Consider the following 19,156-nt stretch of genomic DNA (forward strand, 5'->3'; position numbering starts at 1 on the left):
ACTACAACAACCGCAAACGCAAACGCAAACGCACAGGAAAACGTCATGAACAACTACACTGCCAGCTTTATCGAAATGCCAGCAGCTTTGGGTCAAAGCGAAGCCTTCGCAGAGTTTCTGGCAGGTGCCGCGCTCTAGTGAAGGAAACTGAGCCCGGGACCGAGCTTTGGTTTGCGCTGCAAGCTCAAGACACCCTCGCAATCTTTGACGTCATTGTAGATGAGGGTGCCAGAACGGCGCACTTCTCCGGCGCAGTCGCAGGTGCTTTGAAGGAGAATGCAAACACTCTGGTCAAAGGCGGCTGGGAGGCGGGTGTTGTCGCCAACATCAATAACGCCAACGTGCTATCGGCGAAAACACCTGTTGACCTCTACACAGCGACAACTGCCACATATATCAAGCTAGAAGCCGCACCGGGCCAGAGTGAGAGATTGGCCGCCCTGCTAACCGCCGTAGGCCCGATTGTTGCTGACACAGAACCCAAGACGCTGTTCTGGGTGGCACTGCAAATCGACGAAAACAACTTTGCGATCTTCGACATCTTTGCAGATAACTTTGGGCGCGAAGCCCACTTTGCAGGTCAAGTTTCTGAGCCGCTGAACACCCAGTCAGACGACCTTGTTGCTGGCGGTTGGGACGCAGGTGTCGTGGCAAATGTCAGTAACTTCGATATCCTCGCGATCAAGTGAAACAGGTAACATGAACGATTGCGCCCGACACGATAGGCTTGGGCGCAATCGTTCCAACTTCTTTTTGTTTGTTGTTTTGGGGTGTCGGATAACTCTATGCGAAGATACCGACTACCATAGTCAGTCAAGCTACCATTTTCTAAAATTGGCGCAGCTGGAAATAGCACGTGCCTCGGGTGTTTAGTTCTCCTGAAAATCAGTTTTAGATCAAACTTGGAGTTCCGCTGGTTTCACAGACCACTCCTTTTGGTTAATGAACAGTGCTGCCCCCTTAGAATCAAATTGGTAACTTTGGATCATGCCCTTTGGGAATACGTGCTCCAAAATGACAGATGACTTCTCCCGAGCTTTTCTGCCCCCAAGCAACTGCATCCTCTGGGGCCTGCCCACGCAATCGCGCCGCAAGATAGCCAGCGTTGAACGCATCCCCTGCTCCTGTTGTGTCACGAATCCCGGCGATGGCAGGCGTTTCGATGGTGAAGTTTTGCCCCGCACTCAACACGGAAACCGGGTCCTCACCGTTCTTGATCACAATCTCTGTCACCCCCGCAGCGGCTATTCTGGAAATTGTCATAGCTGGCGATCCATCCCCCCAGAGGTTTTGCTCATCATCAAAGCTTGGCAAGGCGATGTCCGTAACCTTGAGAAAATCGGAAACTGTTTGGTGCATTTCCTGTGTCGACGCCCAGAGCTTTGGGCGGATATTGGGATCAAATGAAACGCGGGCGCCGTTGTGCCGTGCCTTCGTCAACGCGTTAAGTAATCGAGCCCGCGCGACGGGTGAAAGAATTGCCAGCGTAATTCCAGAGATATGGATCAGACCCGCACCCTTAATCACGGCATCGAGCCAATCTTGGTCGTCGGCCAAGAGCTTTGCAGATGATGCATTACGCCAATAGTGAAAGCTTCGCTCAACTCCGTCGAGTTCAATCAAGTAGAGACCCATGTTGCGATCAGCGACACGCCTTATTGCCGATGTATCAAGCCCATCCTCTTTTATCTGCTCCAAGAAACGATCGGACATTGTATCGGTGCCGACGCAGGTGACAAAACTGACCTCCGATTTATCTCCAAGCACTTGGGCGATGTGCCAAGCTGTATTGTAGGTGTCGCCTGCAAAATCGCGACGGTACTGATTGTCGCCAACCACAGCCATTTCGACCATCGCTTCGCCTATGGATACGACTTTGGGAGAGTTGAAGGTGAGCATCATTCGCTTGCCTTTTTCTCTAGATCGTAAATCCCACCAGTCAACCACGCGGGCCAATCACGCTCAAAGAAAGCTTTTTCGGTTTCATCGAAAGATCTGTTTTGACGGGTGGAGAGAGCCATCTTTTCACCATCAAACCTGACAGTGATCTGTTGTTCCTTATCGACCTCCCGTTCCGTCCGGAAACGAACCAGAGGCAGCGGGCCCTGCGACGACATCGGGACAGCATTACCATCTGGGTCGCAGATCGCGCGTGCGCCACGGCTACCACCACCGTTCGCGATGTAGCTGTTAAGCGCGGCCAACACGGCCTCGGAGGCAAGTGCCATTTGCTGCCATTGGATTACCCGTGCAACTTCACTGGGACGGCTGAAAGTGATCCCCTTGTTACGAATTTCGTCATTCAGTGCGACCGCTGCGGCAAGGCCATCTGTTACGTTCTTGGCCGTGCAAAGAATCCCAGCCTGATCACTCATACGCGCCTGCACATCTTTTCGGATATCCGCTGCCGTCAGATCACTCTTTGTCTTAAGAACCGCTTGAATACTTGCAATGGCCCGGTTGGCCTGATCGGTGACGTCCGCATCCGGCACCGTAATCGCCTGCTGACTTGCCGCGATATGCTCAGCAACACGGGTTCCAAAAACTTGCCCTGCATTCAGGGCCGATCCACCCGGTCGTGTTGCGCCATGTGTCCCTGCCGCCTCACCGGTCGCGTAGATGCCACTGATATTAGTGCGGCCCCACGTGTCGACCGCAATGCCGCCGTTCATGTGCTGATTGTTAACCGCAAACTCCAGAGGGTCGGCGGTGATATCCACTTTGTAGCGTTTATATAATTCGATCGCGAGCGGGTTCATGTGCCTTAGACGGTCAATTGGTAGATCGAAAGAAGCGCCCGCCGCTTTGAGGTAGCTGTGCACATCTGCGTCCAAACGGTCGAGGCTGAATGGTTGATCGCCGGGCACTGGCAACGGATTCCGGTTGAAATCCATAAAGACCCGCCGCCCTTTTTGGCCCTCGGTGAAAATCGCCAAATCAACAAGGCTCGATTGAAAATCCAGCATCCGTGTCGCGTGGAACGGCCATTGATAACCTTTGCGAAAGACATTCGACGCAAGCTCTTGAGTGGTGCGGTAATAGTCGGCCAAAAAGTGATGCTCAACACAATCTTCATCGACGGAATATATATGCGGGATGACCTGCACATATGTGCCTGACAGATTCCACGGAAAACCCTCACGTCGGGTACCGATGCCAAATTGACTTTCGGTGATATTGACCAGCTCCAGCCCCGCCTCCAGCGCTAATCCAAGCGTCCCGAAACATCCGTTCGGGAATACGCTGTCACGGTAAAGCTCGCCTGGCCCGCCTGCGGCAATCACAAGTGCTGAACATTGGAACAGGGTTAAACCGTATGGATTTTCCATAGATTTGTCTTTGGACCGGATAGCCAAAAGACCGACGACATGCCGGGTATCGCCCGCGCCATTTGTGAGGATTTTCACTGCGGTCGTCTGATTCAGAAACGGAATATCAAGGCGCAATGCTTCCGACGCCAGAACCTTGACCATAAGGCGCGACGTGCGCGGCCCGCAACTTGTAGCGCGACCCACGCTGTCGTGATCTGTCTGATACCGCAGCGTGCCACCAAGGCTGTCTTGTGGTAACGGCAGCCCCAAAAACTGCAGCGAAGCCATCGCACGGGTGGAGCCAACAGCCTCAATATAGGCTGTGTCTTCGTCCATTGCGCCACCTGCTCGGATCGCGCGCGCCATGTCCTTGAAGTTGTCGCCTTGATCGGCGGTATTGGCTGTGTGTAGCGTTTGTTTATCCGACCCCGAACAGGCCGATGTGCCGCCCCACGCGCTTTGGCTAATGATCGTGACATCGGTGCCGCGCCGTTTCGCCTCAACCGCGGCGCGCAGCCCGGCAGCCCCACTGCCTACAACCAGACAACCACAGCGATGAACAGGCAAAATGTAGCCCGCAATTTCCAGTTGGGATTCAAAGTCGGCATCGGGTCGCAGGTGCGGCATTTCGACATCGGTAAGCGCATCAAGGATGGATTGTGGGACAGGCGTTGTCACGGGGCTCAGATTCCTTTGAATGGCCGCAGAGTTTAGTCAATATCGACCCAGCGTTTCAAGCGAGAGGACGCCATACAAGCATCTACAATCTGGCAGATGTGATGGCCGGTCTCAAACGTGGGCCACATCGGCCGGTTGGTGGTAATTGAACGGATGACTTCGGCGACCTCGATGATTTTGCTTTCATTATACCCAAGCGCAAAATTCGGCAGCGGAAGGAACGCTTTGTAGGTTTCATTCTCCGGTCCCACGTCAATTTCGCGATATCCCCGGCGTCCGACTTTGTCGTCATTGGAGTAGAACCGCAGGCGGTTCACCTCGTCGTAATTATAAACAAGGCTGCCTTTGGTCCCGTAGATCTCGTAGGTCTGCCTGAATTTTCGGCCCGTTGCGACACGGCTGAAATCAACAATACCCCGCGCGCCATTGGCAAACGCGCAAAGCAAATTCGTGCCGTCGGGGTTCGTGATGTCGGCCCATTCCTCATCTCCCGAAAGGCTAGTTTCGGCAGCTAAACTCACGCCGTCAACGATGGGTCGTTTTTCAGTCACAATGAAATTGTCAGCGATCAGCGAACTGACCTTTCCCACCAAAAATTCCATAAAGCTGAAGACGTGGCTGCCAGTGTCCCCAACAATGCCTGTCGGAGCGAGTTCGCCATTGGCACGCCACATGTAAGGTGCCAGCGGGTCGCCAAACATATCGACATGCTGGCAGCCTTTGAACATCTTGATTTCGCCGATCTCGCCATTGTCGATAATTTCCTTGGCTAGATCATGGACAGGATTGCGTGGAAACGCGTGGCCGACGCGGGTGATGACACCCATCTGTTGCGCGATCTCAGCCAGCTCCTTGGCCTGCACCGCAGTGTCTGCCAAAGGCTTTTCACAAAAGACATGTTTGCCCGCAAGCAAGGCCGCTTTTGCGACTTCATAGTGCAGGTTGTCAGGCAGGCAAATATCAATCAGATCCACTTCGGGGTCGTTGACCGCCTGTCTCCAGTCTTGCAAGATTTTCGCGTCGGGAGCGCGGAACGCAAGATCTTGAGCAGCCTGCGGGTTAGATGAAACAAGTGCGACTACCTTCGCAGTGCCACCTTCCTGGCCGAAAAAATGAGGAAAGGTTTGGTATGCCATGGTGTGGACTTTGCCCATCCACCCCGAAGCGCCTAAAACAGCGACCCTTACTTCTGTCATATCAATCACTCCGGATAGCTAAACACATTAGACTGGAGACCTCGCTAGCCGTGAAATCAACCTCAGCGGCAACTCATTTGGAACGTTCCAATTTTGTAAAAATACATAACCGGAGCACACTATTTCGTCAAGAGATTTGAGTTCAAAACTGGCTAGATACCGCTAGAAGCGCGTTGCACCAATCTTACGTCGGAGCGTACACGACTTGGTGGTCGCTCCCCGTTTTTGATCCATTTGAGAATATGCGCAGCCGTGGATTTCGCAAAATCAGGGATGTTGCAGCTCACTGATGACAAGGACGGGAAACTGTCCTGACAGTCTTCGATGTCATCAAAGCCAACGACCCTCAAATCCTGCCCGACCTTAATACCACGTTCGACACAAGCCGACAAAACGCCCAAGCCCACGAGGTCATTAAAACAAATAACACCATCTACGTCTGGATGGTCTTCCGCCAGCTTTGCAACCATGACCTTTCCAAAATGCCGTGTGGCTTCGCCAGTCAGCACGACTGGGTTGATACCGCGTTGTTTCAAAACAGACAAATACCCGCTCATCCGGTCTTGGGTCACCGGCCGTCCATTCAATCCGCCTAGAAATGCAATGTTCCTGCATCCCATATCAAACAGATGTTCCGTCGCAAGTCGGCCTCCAAGTTGATAGTCTGGAGCGATCAGCGGGATTTGATCATTATCTTCAGCCAAGGATCTAAAAACCTGCAGCGCGGGCGTGCCCGCCGCCCTTAATATGGCACGTGTTTCATTTGCACCGCCATAGGCTGGCGAGATCACAAACCCTGAAACGCCATGTTCAACCAGCGAAGAAATCATGCGCGCCTGAATGCTTGGGTCTTCATCTGTGTTGGCGAGGACAGTGGCAAAGCCGTTTTGCGCTAGCTCCATTTGGAACGAAGTCGCAAACTCGGTAAAAAACGGGTTTCGCAAATCGTTAATGACCAAACCGATCAGCCCAGATGATGAAGAGCGCAGTGTCGCAGCGGAGCGATTATAGACATAACCAATATCCGCCATGGCTTGACGTACGGCCACACGCGTCGACTCCTTGACCGATTTGCTTTGCTGTAAAACAAGGCTAACCGTCGATTTCGACACGCCGGCGTGTCTTGCTACATCCAGGATTGTCGGTCTTTGCCCCATACACCAATCTCTATCGTCTTGATCACTCTCGGTCTCGCGACCCTCACAAGAGGGATACGGCGACGCTAGACACTTAAGTCAAATACTAGAATGCCGTCGATGCCCCCTACCGCATTCTCAACAAGCTGACCACCAAGCTCTTTGTGCACCGGGTTATCGGCATAAGTTTTCAAGGCACTCCAACTGTCAAAATCGATAACAAATCCATGCATGTATCCACGCTCAATCTGTTCGGGACTTTCCGAACGACCTCCCGTAAAATTTTGCGCGCCCTCTAATTCTTGCGCCAGCTTGGACAAGCTCGCATAGATACTCGCAATTTTATCTTCTGTAGTTTCGGGTTTGAACTTTGTTAGTACGATGTGACGGATCATTGCATAAGTCCTTGATCTTGTTTGATCATATCAGCGGCTTTTTCACCGATCATGATGGAGGGAGCATTAGTATTTGATGAATTGACCTGCGGCATGACAGAGGCATCGGAGACGCGCAGCCCTTCGATACCGTTGAAGCGCAACCGCGAATCAAGCACAGCTCCTGCGTCGCTGCCCATCCGGCAGGTGCCCGCGCAGTGATGCGATGTCTTGGAATGCACGCAGATGAAATTGAAATAGTCCTCGTCCGTTTGCACATCTGGCCCAGGCAGCCGCTCTGCCATGATAAATGGCTTGAGCGCATCTTGGGACAGGATTTTTTGAACCAGCTTCAAGCCACGGATCGACATTTCACGATCGTAAGGGTCTGACAGATAGTTTGGATCGATCAACGGCATGTCTGCAGGATTGTCGCTTTGAAGGCGCACTGTCCCGCGCGATCGCGGGCGCAGATGGCAGGCGTTTAGCGTCACGCCACCATTGGGCATTGCTTCAACCCCAGCCTCAATTCCCGTTCCCAACCCGAGATGCATCTGAAGATCAGGGGACCGAGCATTTTCGTCTGCATACCAAAATCCACCAGTTTCAAACAGGCTCGACGCCACTGGCCCCTTGCGCTGAAACAGATATTTCAGTCCCGCCAACGCCGACATATGCAACTTGGCGTAGCGGTCATAAGTATGCGGGCCGGTAACCTCGCAGATCGCATAAAGGTCCAAATGGTCTTGCAAGTTCGCGCCTACATTGGGTTGGTCATAGATCACGTCGATCCCGACCCCTTTCAATTCATCCGCCGGACCAATCCCTGAAAGCTGCAACAAACGCGGAGAGCCAATGGCCCCTGACGACAAGATCACTTCAAGGTCAGCTTTGATCATGCTGCCATCGGCCATCTCGACCCCTGTTGCACGGCCATTTTCGACGGTGATCCGACGCACCTGCGCATTCATCTGGACGGTCAGATTTGTTCGTGATTTGTTGGGCGCAAGAAACGCCATGGCAGCCGAAGATCGCCGCGCATTGCGTTGGGTCAGCTGGTAGTAGCCTGCGCCGTCCTGCTTGGCGCCGTTAACATCTTTGGTTGCAGGTATGCCCACTTGCTCTGCCGCCGCAATGAACGCGTCGCAAATCGGCAGCGGTGCTGCAGGCATTGAAACGCCCATCGGCCCGCCCGTTCCGTGAAATTCGCCGTTGTAGGTGTCGTTATCCTCAGATTTTTTGAAGTAGGGCAGCACATTGGCATAGCTCCATCCGATGCAGCCCATCTGACGCCATTCATCATAGTCCTGTGCAGCACCACGCGTGTAAATTTGCGCGTTGATCGCCGACCCACCGCCGATGACTTTGGCTTGAGTGTAGTTGAAAACCTTGTTCTGCATTGCGCGCTGCGGCGTCGTGGACCAGCCCCAAGACCCGATGCCCTTGGTCATTTTTGCAAAACCTGCCGGCAGGTGAAAAAACGGGTGTCGATCACTTCCGCCTGCTTCCAAAAGTAAAACCCGCACGTCTGGGTTTTCGCTCAACCTTGCCGCAATGACAGAGCCCGCGGACCCGCCACCGATCACAATGAAATCGTATCCGCTGGACTTCATGTCGCAAACTCCGTCTGGATAATGTGCCGGCCGGTACGCAGCGCAAGTGCCGCAATGGTCAGCGCGGGATTTACGGCAGCAGAGGTCGGCAGGACTGACGCATCGACGATAAACAGGTTCCGGTGGCCATGGCTTCGGCCAAATGTGTCAACAACACTCGTCTTGGGGTCTGCCCCCATGCGCGCCGTGCCGCATTGATGCGACGGCGTGCGACGATCAAACGCGCGGGAAATCACCACTGGGAAACCGGCGCGGCGCAGTGCTGTTTTTAACTTACCGACCAAGAGCAGATGTGCGGCCCAATTTGACCGTTTCCAGTCCAGCTTAATCTGTCCCCCGTTTACCGTTACCCGGCTTTCGGGATTGGGCAAATCTTCTGACATCGCATAGAAGTCAAAACTCCGCTCGGCGATCAGCTCCGCCAGCCATTCAGGCAGTTTGGATTGCGCAGCCAAGATTGGTCCCGTGATTTTGCCCAGCATCTGGATGTTACCTAATGGGGGACGAGCGCCCTTGCGTAGATAGAAATCATTCACCATCAGCGTCTTTTGATACACCGAGCGATTGCGCCGAAATGGGTGCAGAGCAAGCACCGCCGAACAATTGTGATTCATGAAATTACGTCCGACTTGGTCCGATTGGTTGGCCAACCCTGTAGGGCAATTGTCATTGGCCGAGGACAACAGCAGCGCGGCACTTTGAACAGCACCAGCCGCTAGGACGACGAGTGGGGCGCAAAGCGTGGCCCTCTGATCGTCCTTTTCGTACTGCACGCCGGTCACCCGGCCGTCTGGACCGCTATCCAGCGACAAGACGCGGCAGCCTGTTTGCAACGTGACATTCTGATACCCGAGAGCGGTGGCCAACCCACAGGTCTGCGCATCCATTTTGCCGCCGCATGTGTCTGGGTAGGCGTCCCATGTTGTTTGGCCAGCGCCTAGCCAGCGATCAATATCAACACCCAAAGGTAGTGTTGACGGGCACAATCCCACCTTTTTCAACCGCTCACGCAAATCGGTGATTTCAGGTTCATCCGCAACCGGTCCATAAGGGTAAGAGCCTGAATGACGTGGCTCTGTCGGGTCATCGCCAAGCTCACCGCGCACAGCGTAAAGTGTCTCTGCCGCCTGGTAGTCTTGCTCAAGGTCGTCGTATTTGACCGGCCAACCGGGGGTCTGGCCACCTTGATGTTTGATGACTTCAAAGTCCTCTTGCCGGTAGCGGATCAACACAGCGCCATAGAATTTTGAGTTGCCGCCCACGTTATAGTAGTTTCCTGGATTGAATGGCTCATCCTTCCCATCCAACCACTGCTCATCCGGTCTAAAAACCCCATCGCCAAAAATTGCGCGAGCGTCGCGGTCTTTTGGTGAAGGAAGCAAATATTCCCCGCGCTCAAGGATCACGATCTTGCGGCCGGTCGGCGCAAGAGCGGCAGCAAGCGTCGCACCACCCATGCCGGAACCGATGATGATGACGTCCGGTTGCATTATGGCACAATGCGGGTTTCTGTTTCAGGATCAAACGCCACAGCTTTTTCCATGTTCACAGCAAAATTGAATTCCGCGCCGGCTTTGACTTCGGCATCTGAGCGCATGCGTGCAATCACGTCTTTACCGCCCATGGTCATGGTTACAAACGTGTCAGAGCCCGCTGGTTCAGTTACGATGATCTGGTTAGTCATATAGGCGATATTGGACGATTTACGATCTGCGGCGTCCTCGTCCGTGATCGTTTCAGGGCGGATCCCAAGTAGAATATCCTTACCCGCCCAATCGGCCATGTTATCCTGACTAAAGGGCAACGACGTGATCGTCCCGTCGTGCAGCGCCAAGTGCGCCACAGGCCTTCCGTTTTCCAATGCGACTTTCGCAGGCAAAACGTTCATCGCAGGCGAACCCATGAAGGTTGCCACAAATATATTTGCAGGCGTATCGTAGATTTCCTGCGGCGTGCCCAACTGTTGAACGTAGCCGCCATTCATCACCGCGATGCGTGTCGAAAGCGTCATCGCCTCAATCTGATCGTGGGTCACATATACAATTGTCGTACCAAGTTTTTGGTGTAGCTTCTTAATCTCGGTGCGCATGTCGACACGCAGCTTGGCGTCGAGGTTCGACAGAGGTTCGTCAAATAGGAAAACATCAGGATCGCGCACCAGCGCACGGCCCATCGCAACCCGTTGTCTCTGTCCGCCGGACAAGGCACCCGGCTTGCGGTCGAGCAATTGTTCAATTTGCAAAAGTTTGGCTACGTCATTCATTGCCTTTTCACGCACGGGTTTAGGTGTGCCGTGCATTTCAAGCCCGAACGTGATGTTCTTGCCCACCGTCATATTGGGGTAAAGAGCGTAGGATTGAAAAACCATCGCAATATTGCGCTTGGACGCGTGGACCCCGTTCATCGTAGCATTCTTGATACGGATTTCGCCGCTGGTGATTTCCTCCAGCCCGGCAATCATGTTCAGCAGCGTAGATTTACCGCATCCGGACGGACCAACCAGAACCAGAAATTCACCTTCTTCAATCGAAATGTCGATCTTATGAAGAACCTCGACTGAGCCATAAGATTTGGTCGTGTTGTCGATATCAAGAAAGCCCATTTGCTTTGCTCCTTAGTTGCGGGGCGTGAGCGTTGAACTCTTCCCATGTCGTCGGGTTGCCTGCTCCGCTTTGCGCGAATGCTGGTTTCGAGGTCCAAATAATACCCGCGCTGTGGACGGTCGGAGGAACGACACCATAGATCCCATCGGTCTTGTCAAAACCCACAGCCGTTTGCGGTGGGGCACTCTCCCACCCTTTGGCGCATCTATTCATTTGTGTTGTTCCCCATGCGTTGAGGTCGGATCACACACCGACGTTTGATGATTTCGATAAGGCGAGAAGCCGGCAGGCTTTGGTCTTCAACCAACATGACTTAGCCCTTCACTGACCCAGCCATCAGACCACGCACGAAGTAACGGCCCGCGACGATGTAGACGAGGAGCGTGGGCGTTGCTGCCAATATCGCTCCGGCAAAGTGGACGTTGTATTCTTTCACACCATGAGAGGCCTGGACCAAGTTGTTCAGCGCGACCGTCATTGGCTGACTGGTGGCCCCCGCAAAGGACGCGCCAAACAGAAAATCGTTCCAGATGTTGGTGAACTGCCAGATGATTGAAACGACCGCGATCGGCCCTGACGAAGGCAGCAGAATACGCCAGAAAATCTGGAAGAAACCCGCTCCGTCAATCTGTGCAGCCCGCACCAGTTCGGTCGGGAAAACGGCATAGTAGTTGCGGAAATAGAGCGTCGTGAACCCGATCCCGTAAACCACATGTACCAGAACCAAACCACTGGTAGACCCCGCCATACCCATCAATCCCAGCATCCGCGCCATCGGGATCAGGACAATTTGGAACGGAATAAAGCAAGCAAACAGCATCAATCCAAACAAGATGGTGTCATACTTGAACCGCCATTTTGTCAGCACATAACCATTCAGCGCACCCAAAATTGTCGAGATCGCAACAGCAGGCACGACCATCTTGATTGAGTTCCAAAAATACGGCGACAGGCCAGTTGGCTCTACCCCGATCTGGGCAGACGACCATGCTTTAACCCACGGTTCGAATGTAAGAACTTTAGGTAGGTTCATCATCCCTCCACCGGTGATTTCATCCAGTGGTTTGACCGAGTTCACGAGCATCACATAAAGCGGCAACATGTAGAACAGGGCGAACAACAATAGCACCAGATAGATCAAAACGCGTACGGCGCGCCCGGTCCGGATTGCGGTATCTTGAGTAGCGACAGACATTATTTTTTCTCCCGCAGTTCGGCATAAAGATAGGGGATCATGATTGCAGCGATCGTCATCAGCATTATCGTCGCTGATGCCGCACCAATGCCCATTTGATTGCGTGTAAACGTGTATGAGTACATGAACGTCGCGGGCAGTTCCGTCGCCCGTCCCGGACCGCCGCCCGTCAGGGCGATGACTAGGTCAAAGGTCTTGATCGCCAAGTGGCTCAGGATAACAAAAGCGGACAAAAAAGCGGGGCGTAACTGCGGAATGATAATCCGGCGATAAAGGTTCCAATTTGAGGCACCGTCCATTTGTGCCGCCTTCAGAATTTCGTTGTCGATCCCGCGCAGCCCCGCAAGGAACATCGCCATAACAAACCCACTGGTCTGCCAAACGGCGGCAAGTACCACTGTGTAGATCGCAAAGTCGCTATTTTTGATCCAGTCAAATTCGAAGCTGGTCCAGCCCCAACTTTGCATTACGTTTTCCAAACCAATTCCGGGATCTAGGAACCATTTCCACGCTGTACCTGTGACGATGAAACTGAGCGCCATTGGATATAGGTAAATTGTGCGCAGCATCCCCTCAGCGCGAATTTTCTGGTCCAGAAAGATCGCAAGCCCAAGGCCTAAGACCGTGCAGATTCCGATATAAAGAAAGGCAAAAATGCCCATGTTTTTGATAGAAGTTTCCCAATGGCTCAATCGCCAAAGTTTGGAATAATTTTCAAAACCTACCCAACCGTAGGATGGCAAAAGGCGGCTATCCGTAAACGATAGATACACTGAAAAGATGATGAACCCGTAGACGAAAACCAGCATCAACGCCACCGTAGGCGATAACACTAATTTGGGTAGCCACATCTGAAGCCGTGTTTTGAAATCGGCGTTGGCGTGCAGTGCCATGACGCCACCTCCTCACATTGAAGCCGTTGAGTTTGATACCCAAGGTAACAGGGCGACGACATGCGCCGCCCTGTTAAAGTTAGGTTACTTTGCGATCGACACTGCGTCGACAAGCTCTGCCGCTGCAGTTGCGCTGTCGTACTCACCGTTAAAGTGCGCGGTGACGACGTCAAATACCGCATTCTTGACCGATGCAGGGTTTGCGTGACCGTGTGCTAGCGAACCGACCAGGTTGTCGGATGCCGCAGCAGCAGCCAGATCGGCCATGCCTTGCTTGCCGCAATTATCGAAGGCTTCGTCAGACACATCTGTACGTGCCGGAACCGACCCTTTGACGACATTGAATGCAGACTGGAATGACGGTGACAGGATGGCGGAAGCCAATGCTGCCTGCTCGGCGGAGACATTACCGCTTTGGTCAAACATCATGAACTGGTCAGCGTTGAATGTGACTTGATCCTGCGTGCCGGGGAAACGGAAGCAAAGGAAATCTTCACCAGGAACTTTGCCTGCATTCAAGAATTCGCCCTTAGCCCAGTCGCCCATCATCTGGAAACCAGCCTCGCCGTTGATGACCATTGCTGTTGCAAGGTTCCAGTCACGACCTGAGAAGTTGTCATCGACGTTGGCGCGAATTACAGTCATCCGGTCGAATGCTTCGACCATGGCATCACCACCAAGCACGCTTTCATCAAGATCGATGAAGGCTGCACGATAGCCATCAATTCCAAGCACGGACATTGCGACCGCATCAAATACGGTTGTGTCCTGCCAAGCCTGACCACCGTGGGCGATTGGCGTGATGCCAGCAGCCTTAAGTGTTTCAAGCGCGGCAGTGAACTCTTCCCATGTTGACGGTGCTGCAATGCCATTGGCATCAAGAACCGCTTTGTTCGCCCAAACCCAGTTGGTTGAGTGAACGTTCACAGGAGCAGCCACCCACTTGCCGTCAACCTTTGCAAACTGCTGCAGTGCTGCTGGAACAACTGCATCCCAGCCTTCTTTTTCGGCCACATCATTGAGGTTTGCCAGCGATCCCTGTTTTGCCCAGTCAATAATGTCAAAGCCAAGGCCCTGTACCGCCGTCGGTGCGTTGCCTGCTGTGACACGAGCGCGCAGAACGGTCATCGCTTGCTCACCGCCGCCGCCAGCAACTGGCATGTCTACCCAACCAATGCCTTGGCCATTGAGGTCCTCTTTGAGAACATTCAGAGCAGCGGCTTCGCCACCTGAAGTCCACCAGTGCAGGACTTCAACATCTTCGGCGTAAGCGGTTGTCGCACTCACGGCCATTGCCAGAGCAATTGCTGTCTTTGTATTTAGAAACGAACGCATAGGTTTCCTCCCGGTTTGCGTTAAGTAAATACCAGCCCGTGTTAGGTGCTGGCTTGAACCCAAGGTGCCCGGCTGCGCCCTATACGCATCACCAGTGATTTCACCTCAAGGAATTCGTCATATCCATAGCTGCCGATTTCGCGGCCCTGGCCTGATTGCTTAACCCCACCAAATGCAAGCTCAGGGTAGCCATCCATCCAAGTATTGGTCCAAACTGTCCCAGCTTGCGCTCTGCGGGCAAATTCCAGACAGGTGTGCATGTTTTCACTCCAGACACCGGCAGACAACCCAAATTCGCTGTCATTTGTCAGGGCAATCGCCTCGTCTAAGGTGCGGAAAGTGAGCACCGACAAAACCGGACCAAAAACTTCTTCGCGGGCAATGGCCATATCTGGTCGCACCCCGCTAATGATGGTTGGCTGGTAGAACTGATGACCGAGCCCTTCGACCGGCATAACTCCCCCACCAAGTTCCAGAGTGGCACCTTCGGCGATGGCGGCTTGTACATATGCGTCGATCTTCGCGTTGTGTTCAGGCGTTACAATCGCACCCACCTGCGTTTCGGGGTCTAAAGGGTCACCAAATTTAACCAGTTTGGACAGTGCAACCACTCTCGCGACAAAGCTCTCAGCGATATCTTCATGGACGATGATCCGGCTGGACGAATTACAGCACTGACCGACATTGAAATAGACGCCAAATGTCACTGCATCGGCGGCACTTTCCAGATCAGCGTCTGGGAAGATTACCTGCGGGTTCTTACCGCCCAGTTCGAGCGCAACCTTTTTGAGCGTCCCTGAAGAGGCTTGCGTTATGAGTTTGCCCACACCTGTCGAGCCGGTGAACGTTACCATATCCACATCATCATGCGACGACATCACGCTGCCGACCGGATCGCCGTAGCCCAACACGATATTGCAAACACCTGCGGGAAGCCCGGCCTCTAGCAGCAACTCTCCCATCATCACAGTCGAAGAAGGCGTCATCTCGGAGGGTTTGACCACAACGGTACACCCAGCGGCCAACGCAAAGGGTAGCTTTTGACTAAGGATCCAAAAGGGGAAGTTCCAAGGCGTGATGATCGAGACCACCCCGATCGGTTCCTTCAACACAACACCCAGCATGTCTTCACCAAGTGTGTTGTGGCTATCTCCGTGCGACGTGCGCGCCAAAGATGCAGCATAACGCCAAAGGTCAGCCGCACCGCCGACTTCGCCTCGGGACTGGCTGATGGGCTTGCCGCTTTCCAAGGTTTCCAGAACCACAATGCGTTCTACATTTGCTTCGATAAGATCGGCAATTTTTAGTAGAACACTCGCGCGAGCTTTGCCTGAAAGACGGCTCCAAATGCCCGCGTCAAACGCGCGGCGCGCAGCAGCGATAGCGGCATTTGCTTCCACCTTTCCGCCGCACGCCGATGTGCTAACCACAACCCCATGGGAGGGGGAGATGCGGTCAAATGTCTCTGTGCTTTGTATCCAGACGCCATCAATCAAATGCCTACCTTTAAAAATAGGCGGTAAATCGAAGTCGATAGCGGCGTTAATTGTAAGATCTTTCATAAGCTCATTGCCCGTCAAATTTTGGAGAACGTTTTTCGAGAAAAGCCTGAACGCCTTCATCGCGGTCTGCACTTGCAGCAGCTGCAGCACTGCCTAAGACCTCAATCGCGGCCGCGCGATCTTCGCCAACTGCACCATGGATCATTGCTTTGGCCAGTTCAGTTGCGCGCGGAGAGACCGCGCCAAGGGATCCCGCAATGTCGTAGGCTGAGGACGAGGGATCGTCAGAAAGCTCGGCTACAAAGCCAAGTTGTAACGCCCGCTCCGCAGTTATCTGGTGCCCAAAAAGCGCCATTTCTTTGACAACAGGTTCGGGCAGCAGGCGGGCAAGGCGTTGTGTTCCTGACCAGCCGGGAACGATTCCAATCTTCGCTTCCGGCAGGGCCAGCCGTGCCTTGGCTGAAAGCACACGCAAATCGCAGCATGCCGCAAGCTCTAACCCACCTCCGAATGCGTGACCGTTAAGAGCACCAATGGTCGGCTTGCTAAACCGCGCAAGGCGGTCAAAAACTCGGTGCCCGTCACGCACCCAAAAACGTGCGAATTCTGCAGGGCTCAACCCGCCCCACTCTGCGATGTCGGCACCGCAACAGAATGCCTTTTCTCCGGCACCCGTAAGGATGACACAGCGAACTTCGTTTTGATGCTCTATCTCAGTCAGATAAGCCTCGAGCTGTCGCAGCATCCCTGTCGTTAGAGCATTCAACTTGCCTTCATTTGATAGTGTGAGAACGGCGGCATTGCCTTCATATTTCCGAGTTACTTCACTCATAGCTTCAACCCCATCGGAGCTCTGCTCAATAAGGCCTTGGGCATTTGAACTGCGTTTTCGGCAACCTGAACACGTCCACCTGAAGGTCCAACGATATGTTCCTGCGGATCAATGCCCGGCATGATCTCTGTTGCGATGAGGCCGTTGTCAGTTGAACGGATCACGCAGCGCTCAGTTACATAAATGACGTTTTGCCCCTGCTCACGCGCGCGACGACCAGAGAAGGTCACATGTTCGACCTCATCTACCATCTTTGTGAACTTGCCGGGTGCAGATATTTTGATCCCGTCCTCGTCCAGGTCAATTTTTGCACCTGCTTCAAACCAACCAGAGAAAACAATATTCTTGGCACGGGACGTAATATCGACAAACCCGCCACAACCAGCTGTCAGATAGGGTTTTTTGCTTAGCTTTGACACGTTCACATTGCCTTGGACATCGACCTCCATGAACGACAGGAATGAGATATCAAACCCCCCGCCCTGGAAGTAGATAAATTGCTGTGGGGCTGGCACGAACGCGTCCGCATTAGAAGCACAACCAAAGGCAAACCCTGTCAGGGGCACGCCACCTACGGCACCTTGTTCAATCGCCCAAGTCACGGCATCCGGGTGACCTTCTTCGAGTAAGACACGTGGTACCATGGCACTAATGCCAAAGCCCAAATTGGCGGTCATACCACGCCGCAACTCTTGCGCTGCGCGTCGCGCTATTACTTTCTCAATACCGTGTTCGGCGTGGCTGAAGCTATCCCATGGACGCATTACTTCGCCCGAAATAGCCGGATCATAGTCGGTTTGCGTTGTCTGCTTTTGGTCTGAATCGATTACCACACAGTCCACAAGATGCCCCGGCACCCGCACATCATGGGGGCGCAGACTGCCGTTAGCCGTAACCCGTTTGACCTGCGCAATAACCAGCCCGCCGTTGTTGCGCACGCATATGGCCTGCTCTAGCCCGCCAAGATATGCGCCCTCTTGCTCATAGGTGAGGTTACCGCGTTCGTCGGCAGTTGTGGCGCGGATTATTGCGACATTTGGGATGATATTTGGGAAATGCAGCCAAGTGTCGCCCCCAAATTCGATGCGGTTTACGATTGAAACCCCGGCCCCTTTGTCATTCATAGCGCAGCCCTGTAGCTGCGGATCAACAAATGTATCAAGCCCCACTTTGGTTAGAACACCGGGCCTATGCGCAGCGGCTTCTCTGTGCATGTCGAACATAATGCCGGAGGGCACATTGTAGGCTGCCACACGGTTCTCGGCGATCATTTTCCAAATCTCGGGCATTTCAACATTGGATGGGCCGGACGGGTACGAGCCCGCTAAGACACGGCTTAGCAACCCATCTTTGGCAATATGATCCATACCTTTGACACCGTAGACATCCCCAGCGGCAATTGGGTGCAACGACGTGATATTTTGCGGGTGGCCGTCGCGGTCGAACCGGTCACCAATTGCCTTGAGGACAGCATCCGGACAACCAAGCGTCGAAGACGACGAGACAGACACAATGGCACCGTCTGGAATGCGGTCTGCCGCTTGGCTGGCATCGGCAACTTTGGTCATGCGGATACTTTACGGTTAACGCAGGTCATTTGAACCTGTTGCACCGCGACAATGCTGGTCGTGACTAAAATCCAACGCATGACTTCCCCCATCCACATATGGAACGTTCCATACTTCATATTGGAACGTTCCAAAATTTACAAGTTGTTCGTTAAATTTTGTGCGACCGATAGAGAAAGTTCCTAATTTATAACGGTTAGGCATTGATAGAGCTCAAGTGGTAACCCGTCAGGATCAGCAAAGAACGTAAACTTGGCACCCGTCAGCGAGTCGACGCGGATATCTTCGACAACTACTTGATGAGATCGTAAGTGCTCAACTGTCGCATCCAGATTTGACACCCGAAATGCTAAATGTCGCAATCCGCAGGCTTCAGGGCGCGAGGGGCGCTCTGTCGGATTTGGGAACGAAAACAATTCAAGTTGCCCACCCCCGGGGACTTGCAAATCGAGTTTCCAAGAACCGCGTTCTTTGCGGTAAGTTTCTGCAATCACTTCAAGGCCAAGAACCTTGGTGTAGAAACGCTTCGAAGCGTCGTAATCGCTGGCAATCAAAGCGACGTGGTGAAGACCTTCAAACATTTACTCAAATCCTGGCAGACGTAGTTCATTTGCTGCTAGCTTCCGAAAGCAGTCCGAACACCGACAATTGCATAGTCGAAGATGATGAACAATTTATCATAGGTAGCCGCGTTTGTTGCTCTAAATAAAACGTCCGAACGGGTCAGCTGGATTGGCGTCGTTTCGGCCTTGGCAATGCTGTCCTGAAAAAGCGAAAGAAGTCCTTGGGATTCGTTTCATGCAACATCCGAACACACCGAAAAAAACCATCAACCAGATGAGCCAAACACTATCGTAGCTTGGGTGGTTCATGGCCCTAATAGTTCGGCCGTGTATCGGCAGGCAGATAGGAGTCAGAAA

General features: G+C 53.3%; 16 protein-coding genes. 1 reads left to right on the plus strand and 15 read right to left on the minus strand.

What is annotated here, in order from left to right:
- Positions 1-137: 137 nt before the first annotated feature.
- Complete coding sequence (locus C1J03_RS22810; protein WP_216825886.1) at positions 138-689, plus strand: hypothetical protein; 552 nt, start codon at positions 138-140, stop codon at positions 687-689.
- A 277-nt stretch (positions 690-966) separates the two neighbouring features.
- Here C1J03_RS22810 and C1J03_RS22815 read toward each other — a convergent pair whose 3' ends face one another.
- The 15 genes from C1J03_RS22815 to gloA2 form a co-directional block, all read right to left on the minus strand.
- A complete protein-coding gene (locus C1J03_RS22815) occupies positions 967-1,902 on the minus strand; it encodes a sugar kinase (protein WP_114888671.1) in 936 nt (311 codons plus the stop codon).
- Positions 1,899-3,989 (minus strand): FAD-dependent oxidoreductase, encoded by a 2,091-nt coding sequence (locus C1J03_RS22820; protein WP_114888672.1) that lies wholly within the window; start codon positions 3,987-3,989, stop codon positions 1,899-1,901. Before C1J03_RS22820 ends, C1J03_RS22815 begins: the two co-directional genes overlap by 4 nt.
- A 32-nt stretch (positions 3,990-4,021) precedes the next feature.
- Complete coding sequence (locus C1J03_RS22825) at positions 4,022-5,185, minus strand: Gfo/Idh/MocA family protein (RefSeq protein ID WP_114888673.1); 1,164 nt, start codon at positions 5,183-5,185, stop codon at positions 4,022-4,024.
- A gap of 152 nt (positions 5,186-5,337) precedes the next feature.
- Positions 5,338-6,342, minus strand: coding sequence for a LacI family DNA-binding transcriptional regulator (locus C1J03_RS22830; RefSeq protein ID WP_114888674.1), 1,005 nt, complete (start codon positions 6,340-6,342; stop codon positions 5,338-5,340).
- A 65-nt stretch (positions 6,343-6,407) separates the two neighbouring features.
- Complete coding sequence (locus C1J03_RS22835) at positions 6,408-6,716, minus strand: Dabb family protein (RefSeq protein ID WP_114888675.1); 309 nt, start codon at positions 6,714-6,716, stop codon at positions 6,408-6,410.
- Positions 6,713-8,308, minus strand: coding sequence for a GMC family oxidoreductase (locus C1J03_RS22840; protein ID WP_114888676.1), 1,596 nt, complete (start codon positions 8,306-8,308; stop codon positions 6,713-6,715). The genes C1J03_RS22835 and C1J03_RS22840 overlap by 4 nt, the downstream gene beginning before the upstream one ends.
- On the minus strand, positions 8,305-9,798 hold the full coding sequence (locus C1J03_RS22845; protein ID WP_114888677.1) for an FAD-dependent oxidoreductase: 1,494 nt from the start codon (positions 9,796-9,798) through the stop codon (positions 8,305-8,307). The genes C1J03_RS22840 and C1J03_RS22845 overlap by 4 nt, the downstream gene beginning before the upstream one ends.
- Entirely contained in the window at positions 9,798-10,910 is a 1,113-nt protein-coding gene (locus C1J03_RS22850) for an ABC transporter ATP-binding protein (protein WP_114888678.1), read from the minus strand. The genes C1J03_RS22845 and C1J03_RS22850 overlap by 1 nt, the downstream gene beginning before the upstream one ends.
- Positions 10,911-11,224: 314 nt before the next feature.
- The gene (locus tag C1J03_RS22860; protein WP_114888680.1) at positions 11,225-12,106 is read right to left on the minus strand and encodes a carbohydrate ABC transporter permease; all 882 of its coding nucleotides are present in this window, start codon (positions 12,104-12,106) and stop codon (positions 11,225-11,227) included.
- Positions 12,106-12,999: a carbohydrate ABC transporter permease gene (locus C1J03_RS22865; protein WP_114888681.1), complete on the minus strand. Its 894-nt coding sequence runs from the start codon at positions 12,997-12,999 to the stop codon at positions 12,106-12,108. The genes C1J03_RS22860 and C1J03_RS22865 overlap by 1 nt, the downstream gene beginning before the upstream one ends.
- Positions 13,000-13,083: 84 nt before the next feature.
- Entirely contained in the window at positions 13,084-14,334 is a 1,251-nt protein-coding gene (locus C1J03_RS22870; protein ID WP_114888682.1) for an ABC transporter substrate-binding protein, read from the minus strand.
- A 41-nt stretch (positions 14,335-14,375) separates the two neighbouring features.
- Positions 14,376-15,896: an aldehyde dehydrogenase family protein gene (locus C1J03_RS22875; RefSeq protein ID WP_114888683.1), complete on the minus strand. Its 1,521-nt coding sequence runs from the start codon at positions 15,894-15,896 to the stop codon at positions 14,376-14,378.
- Between the two features lie 4 nt (positions 15,897-15,900).
- Positions 15,901-16,668, minus strand: coding sequence for an enoyl-CoA hydratase/isomerase family protein (locus tag C1J03_RS22880; protein WP_114888684.1), 768 nt, complete (start codon positions 16,666-16,668; stop codon positions 15,901-15,903).
- On the minus strand, positions 16,665-18,236 hold the full coding sequence (locus C1J03_RS22885; protein ID WP_114888685.1) for an acyl CoA:acetate/3-ketoacid CoA transferase: 1,572 nt from the start codon (positions 18,234-18,236) through the stop codon (positions 16,665-16,667). The genes C1J03_RS22880 and C1J03_RS22885 overlap by 4 nt, the downstream gene beginning before the upstream one ends.
- A gap of 182 nt (positions 18,237-18,418) precedes the next feature.
- Entirely contained in the window at positions 18,419-18,817 is a 399-nt protein-coding gene (gene gloA2 / locus C1J03_RS22890; RefSeq protein WP_114888686.1) for an SMU1112c/YaeR family gloxylase I-like metalloprotein, read from the minus strand.
- Positions 18,818-19,156: the final 339 nt, after the last annotated feature.

Origin of the sequence: Sulfitobacter sp. SK012 (assembly GCF_003352085.1) — a bacterium.
Classification (GTDB): Bacteria; Pseudomonadota; Alphaproteobacteria; order Rhodobacterales; family Rhodobacteraceae; genus Sulfitobacter.

Excerpts from the sequence above, each read along its gene's own strand:
- C1J03_RS22850 (WP_114888678.1), bottom strand. The coding sequence starts at position 10,910 with ATGGGCTTTCTTGATATCGACAACACGACCAAATCTTATGGCTCAGTC.
- C1J03_RS22815 (WP_114888671.1), bottom strand. The coding sequence starts at position 1,902 with ATGATGCTCACCTTCAACTCTCCCAAAGTCGTATCCATAGGCGAAGCG.
- C1J03_RS22880 (WP_114888684.1), bottom strand. The coding sequence starts at position 16,668 with ATGAGTGAAGTAACTCGGAAATATGAAGGCAATGCCGCCGTTCTCACA.
- C1J03_RS22825 (WP_114888673.1), bottom strand. The coding sequence starts at position 5,185 with ATGACAGAAGTAAGGGTCGCTGTTTTAGGCGCTTCGGGGTGGATGGGC.
- C1J03_RS22860 (WP_114888680.1), bottom strand. The coding sequence starts at position 12,106 with ATGTCTGTCGCTACTCAAGATACCGCAATCCGGACCGGGCGCGCCGTA.
- C1J03_RS22870 (WP_114888682.1), bottom strand. The coding sequence starts at position 14,334 with ATGCGTTCGTTTCTAAATACAAAGACAGCAATTGCTCTGGCAATGGCC.
- gloA2 (WP_114888686.1), bottom strand. The coding sequence starts at position 18,817 with ATGTTTGAAGGTCTTCACCACGTCGCTTTGATTGCCAGCGATTACGAC.
- C1J03_RS22845 (WP_114888677.1), bottom strand. The coding sequence starts at position 9,798 with ATGCAACCGGACGTCATCATCATCGGTTCCGGCATGGGTGGTGCGACG.
- C1J03_RS22875 (WP_114888683.1), bottom strand. The coding sequence starts at position 15,896 with ATGAAAGATCTTACAATTAACGCCGCTATCGACTTCGATTTACCGCCT.
- C1J03_RS22835 (WP_114888675.1), bottom strand. The coding sequence starts at position 6,716 with ATGATCCGTCACATCGTACTAACAAAGTTCAAACCCGAAACTACAGAA.
- C1J03_RS22840 (WP_114888676.1), bottom strand. The coding sequence starts at position 8,308 with ATGAAGTCCAGCGGATACGATTTCATTGTGATCGGTGGCGGGTCCGCG.
- C1J03_RS22865 (WP_114888681.1), bottom strand. The coding sequence starts at position 12,999 with ATGGCACTGCACGCCAACGCCGATTTCAAAACACGGCTTCAGATGTGG.
- C1J03_RS22885 (WP_114888685.1), bottom strand. The coding sequence starts at position 18,236 with ATGACCAAAGTTGCCGATGCCAGCCAAGCGGCAGACCGCATTCCAGAC.
- C1J03_RS22830 (WP_114888674.1), bottom strand. The coding sequence starts at position 6,342 with ATGGGGCAAAGACCGACAATCCTGGATGTAGCAAGACACGCCGGCGTG.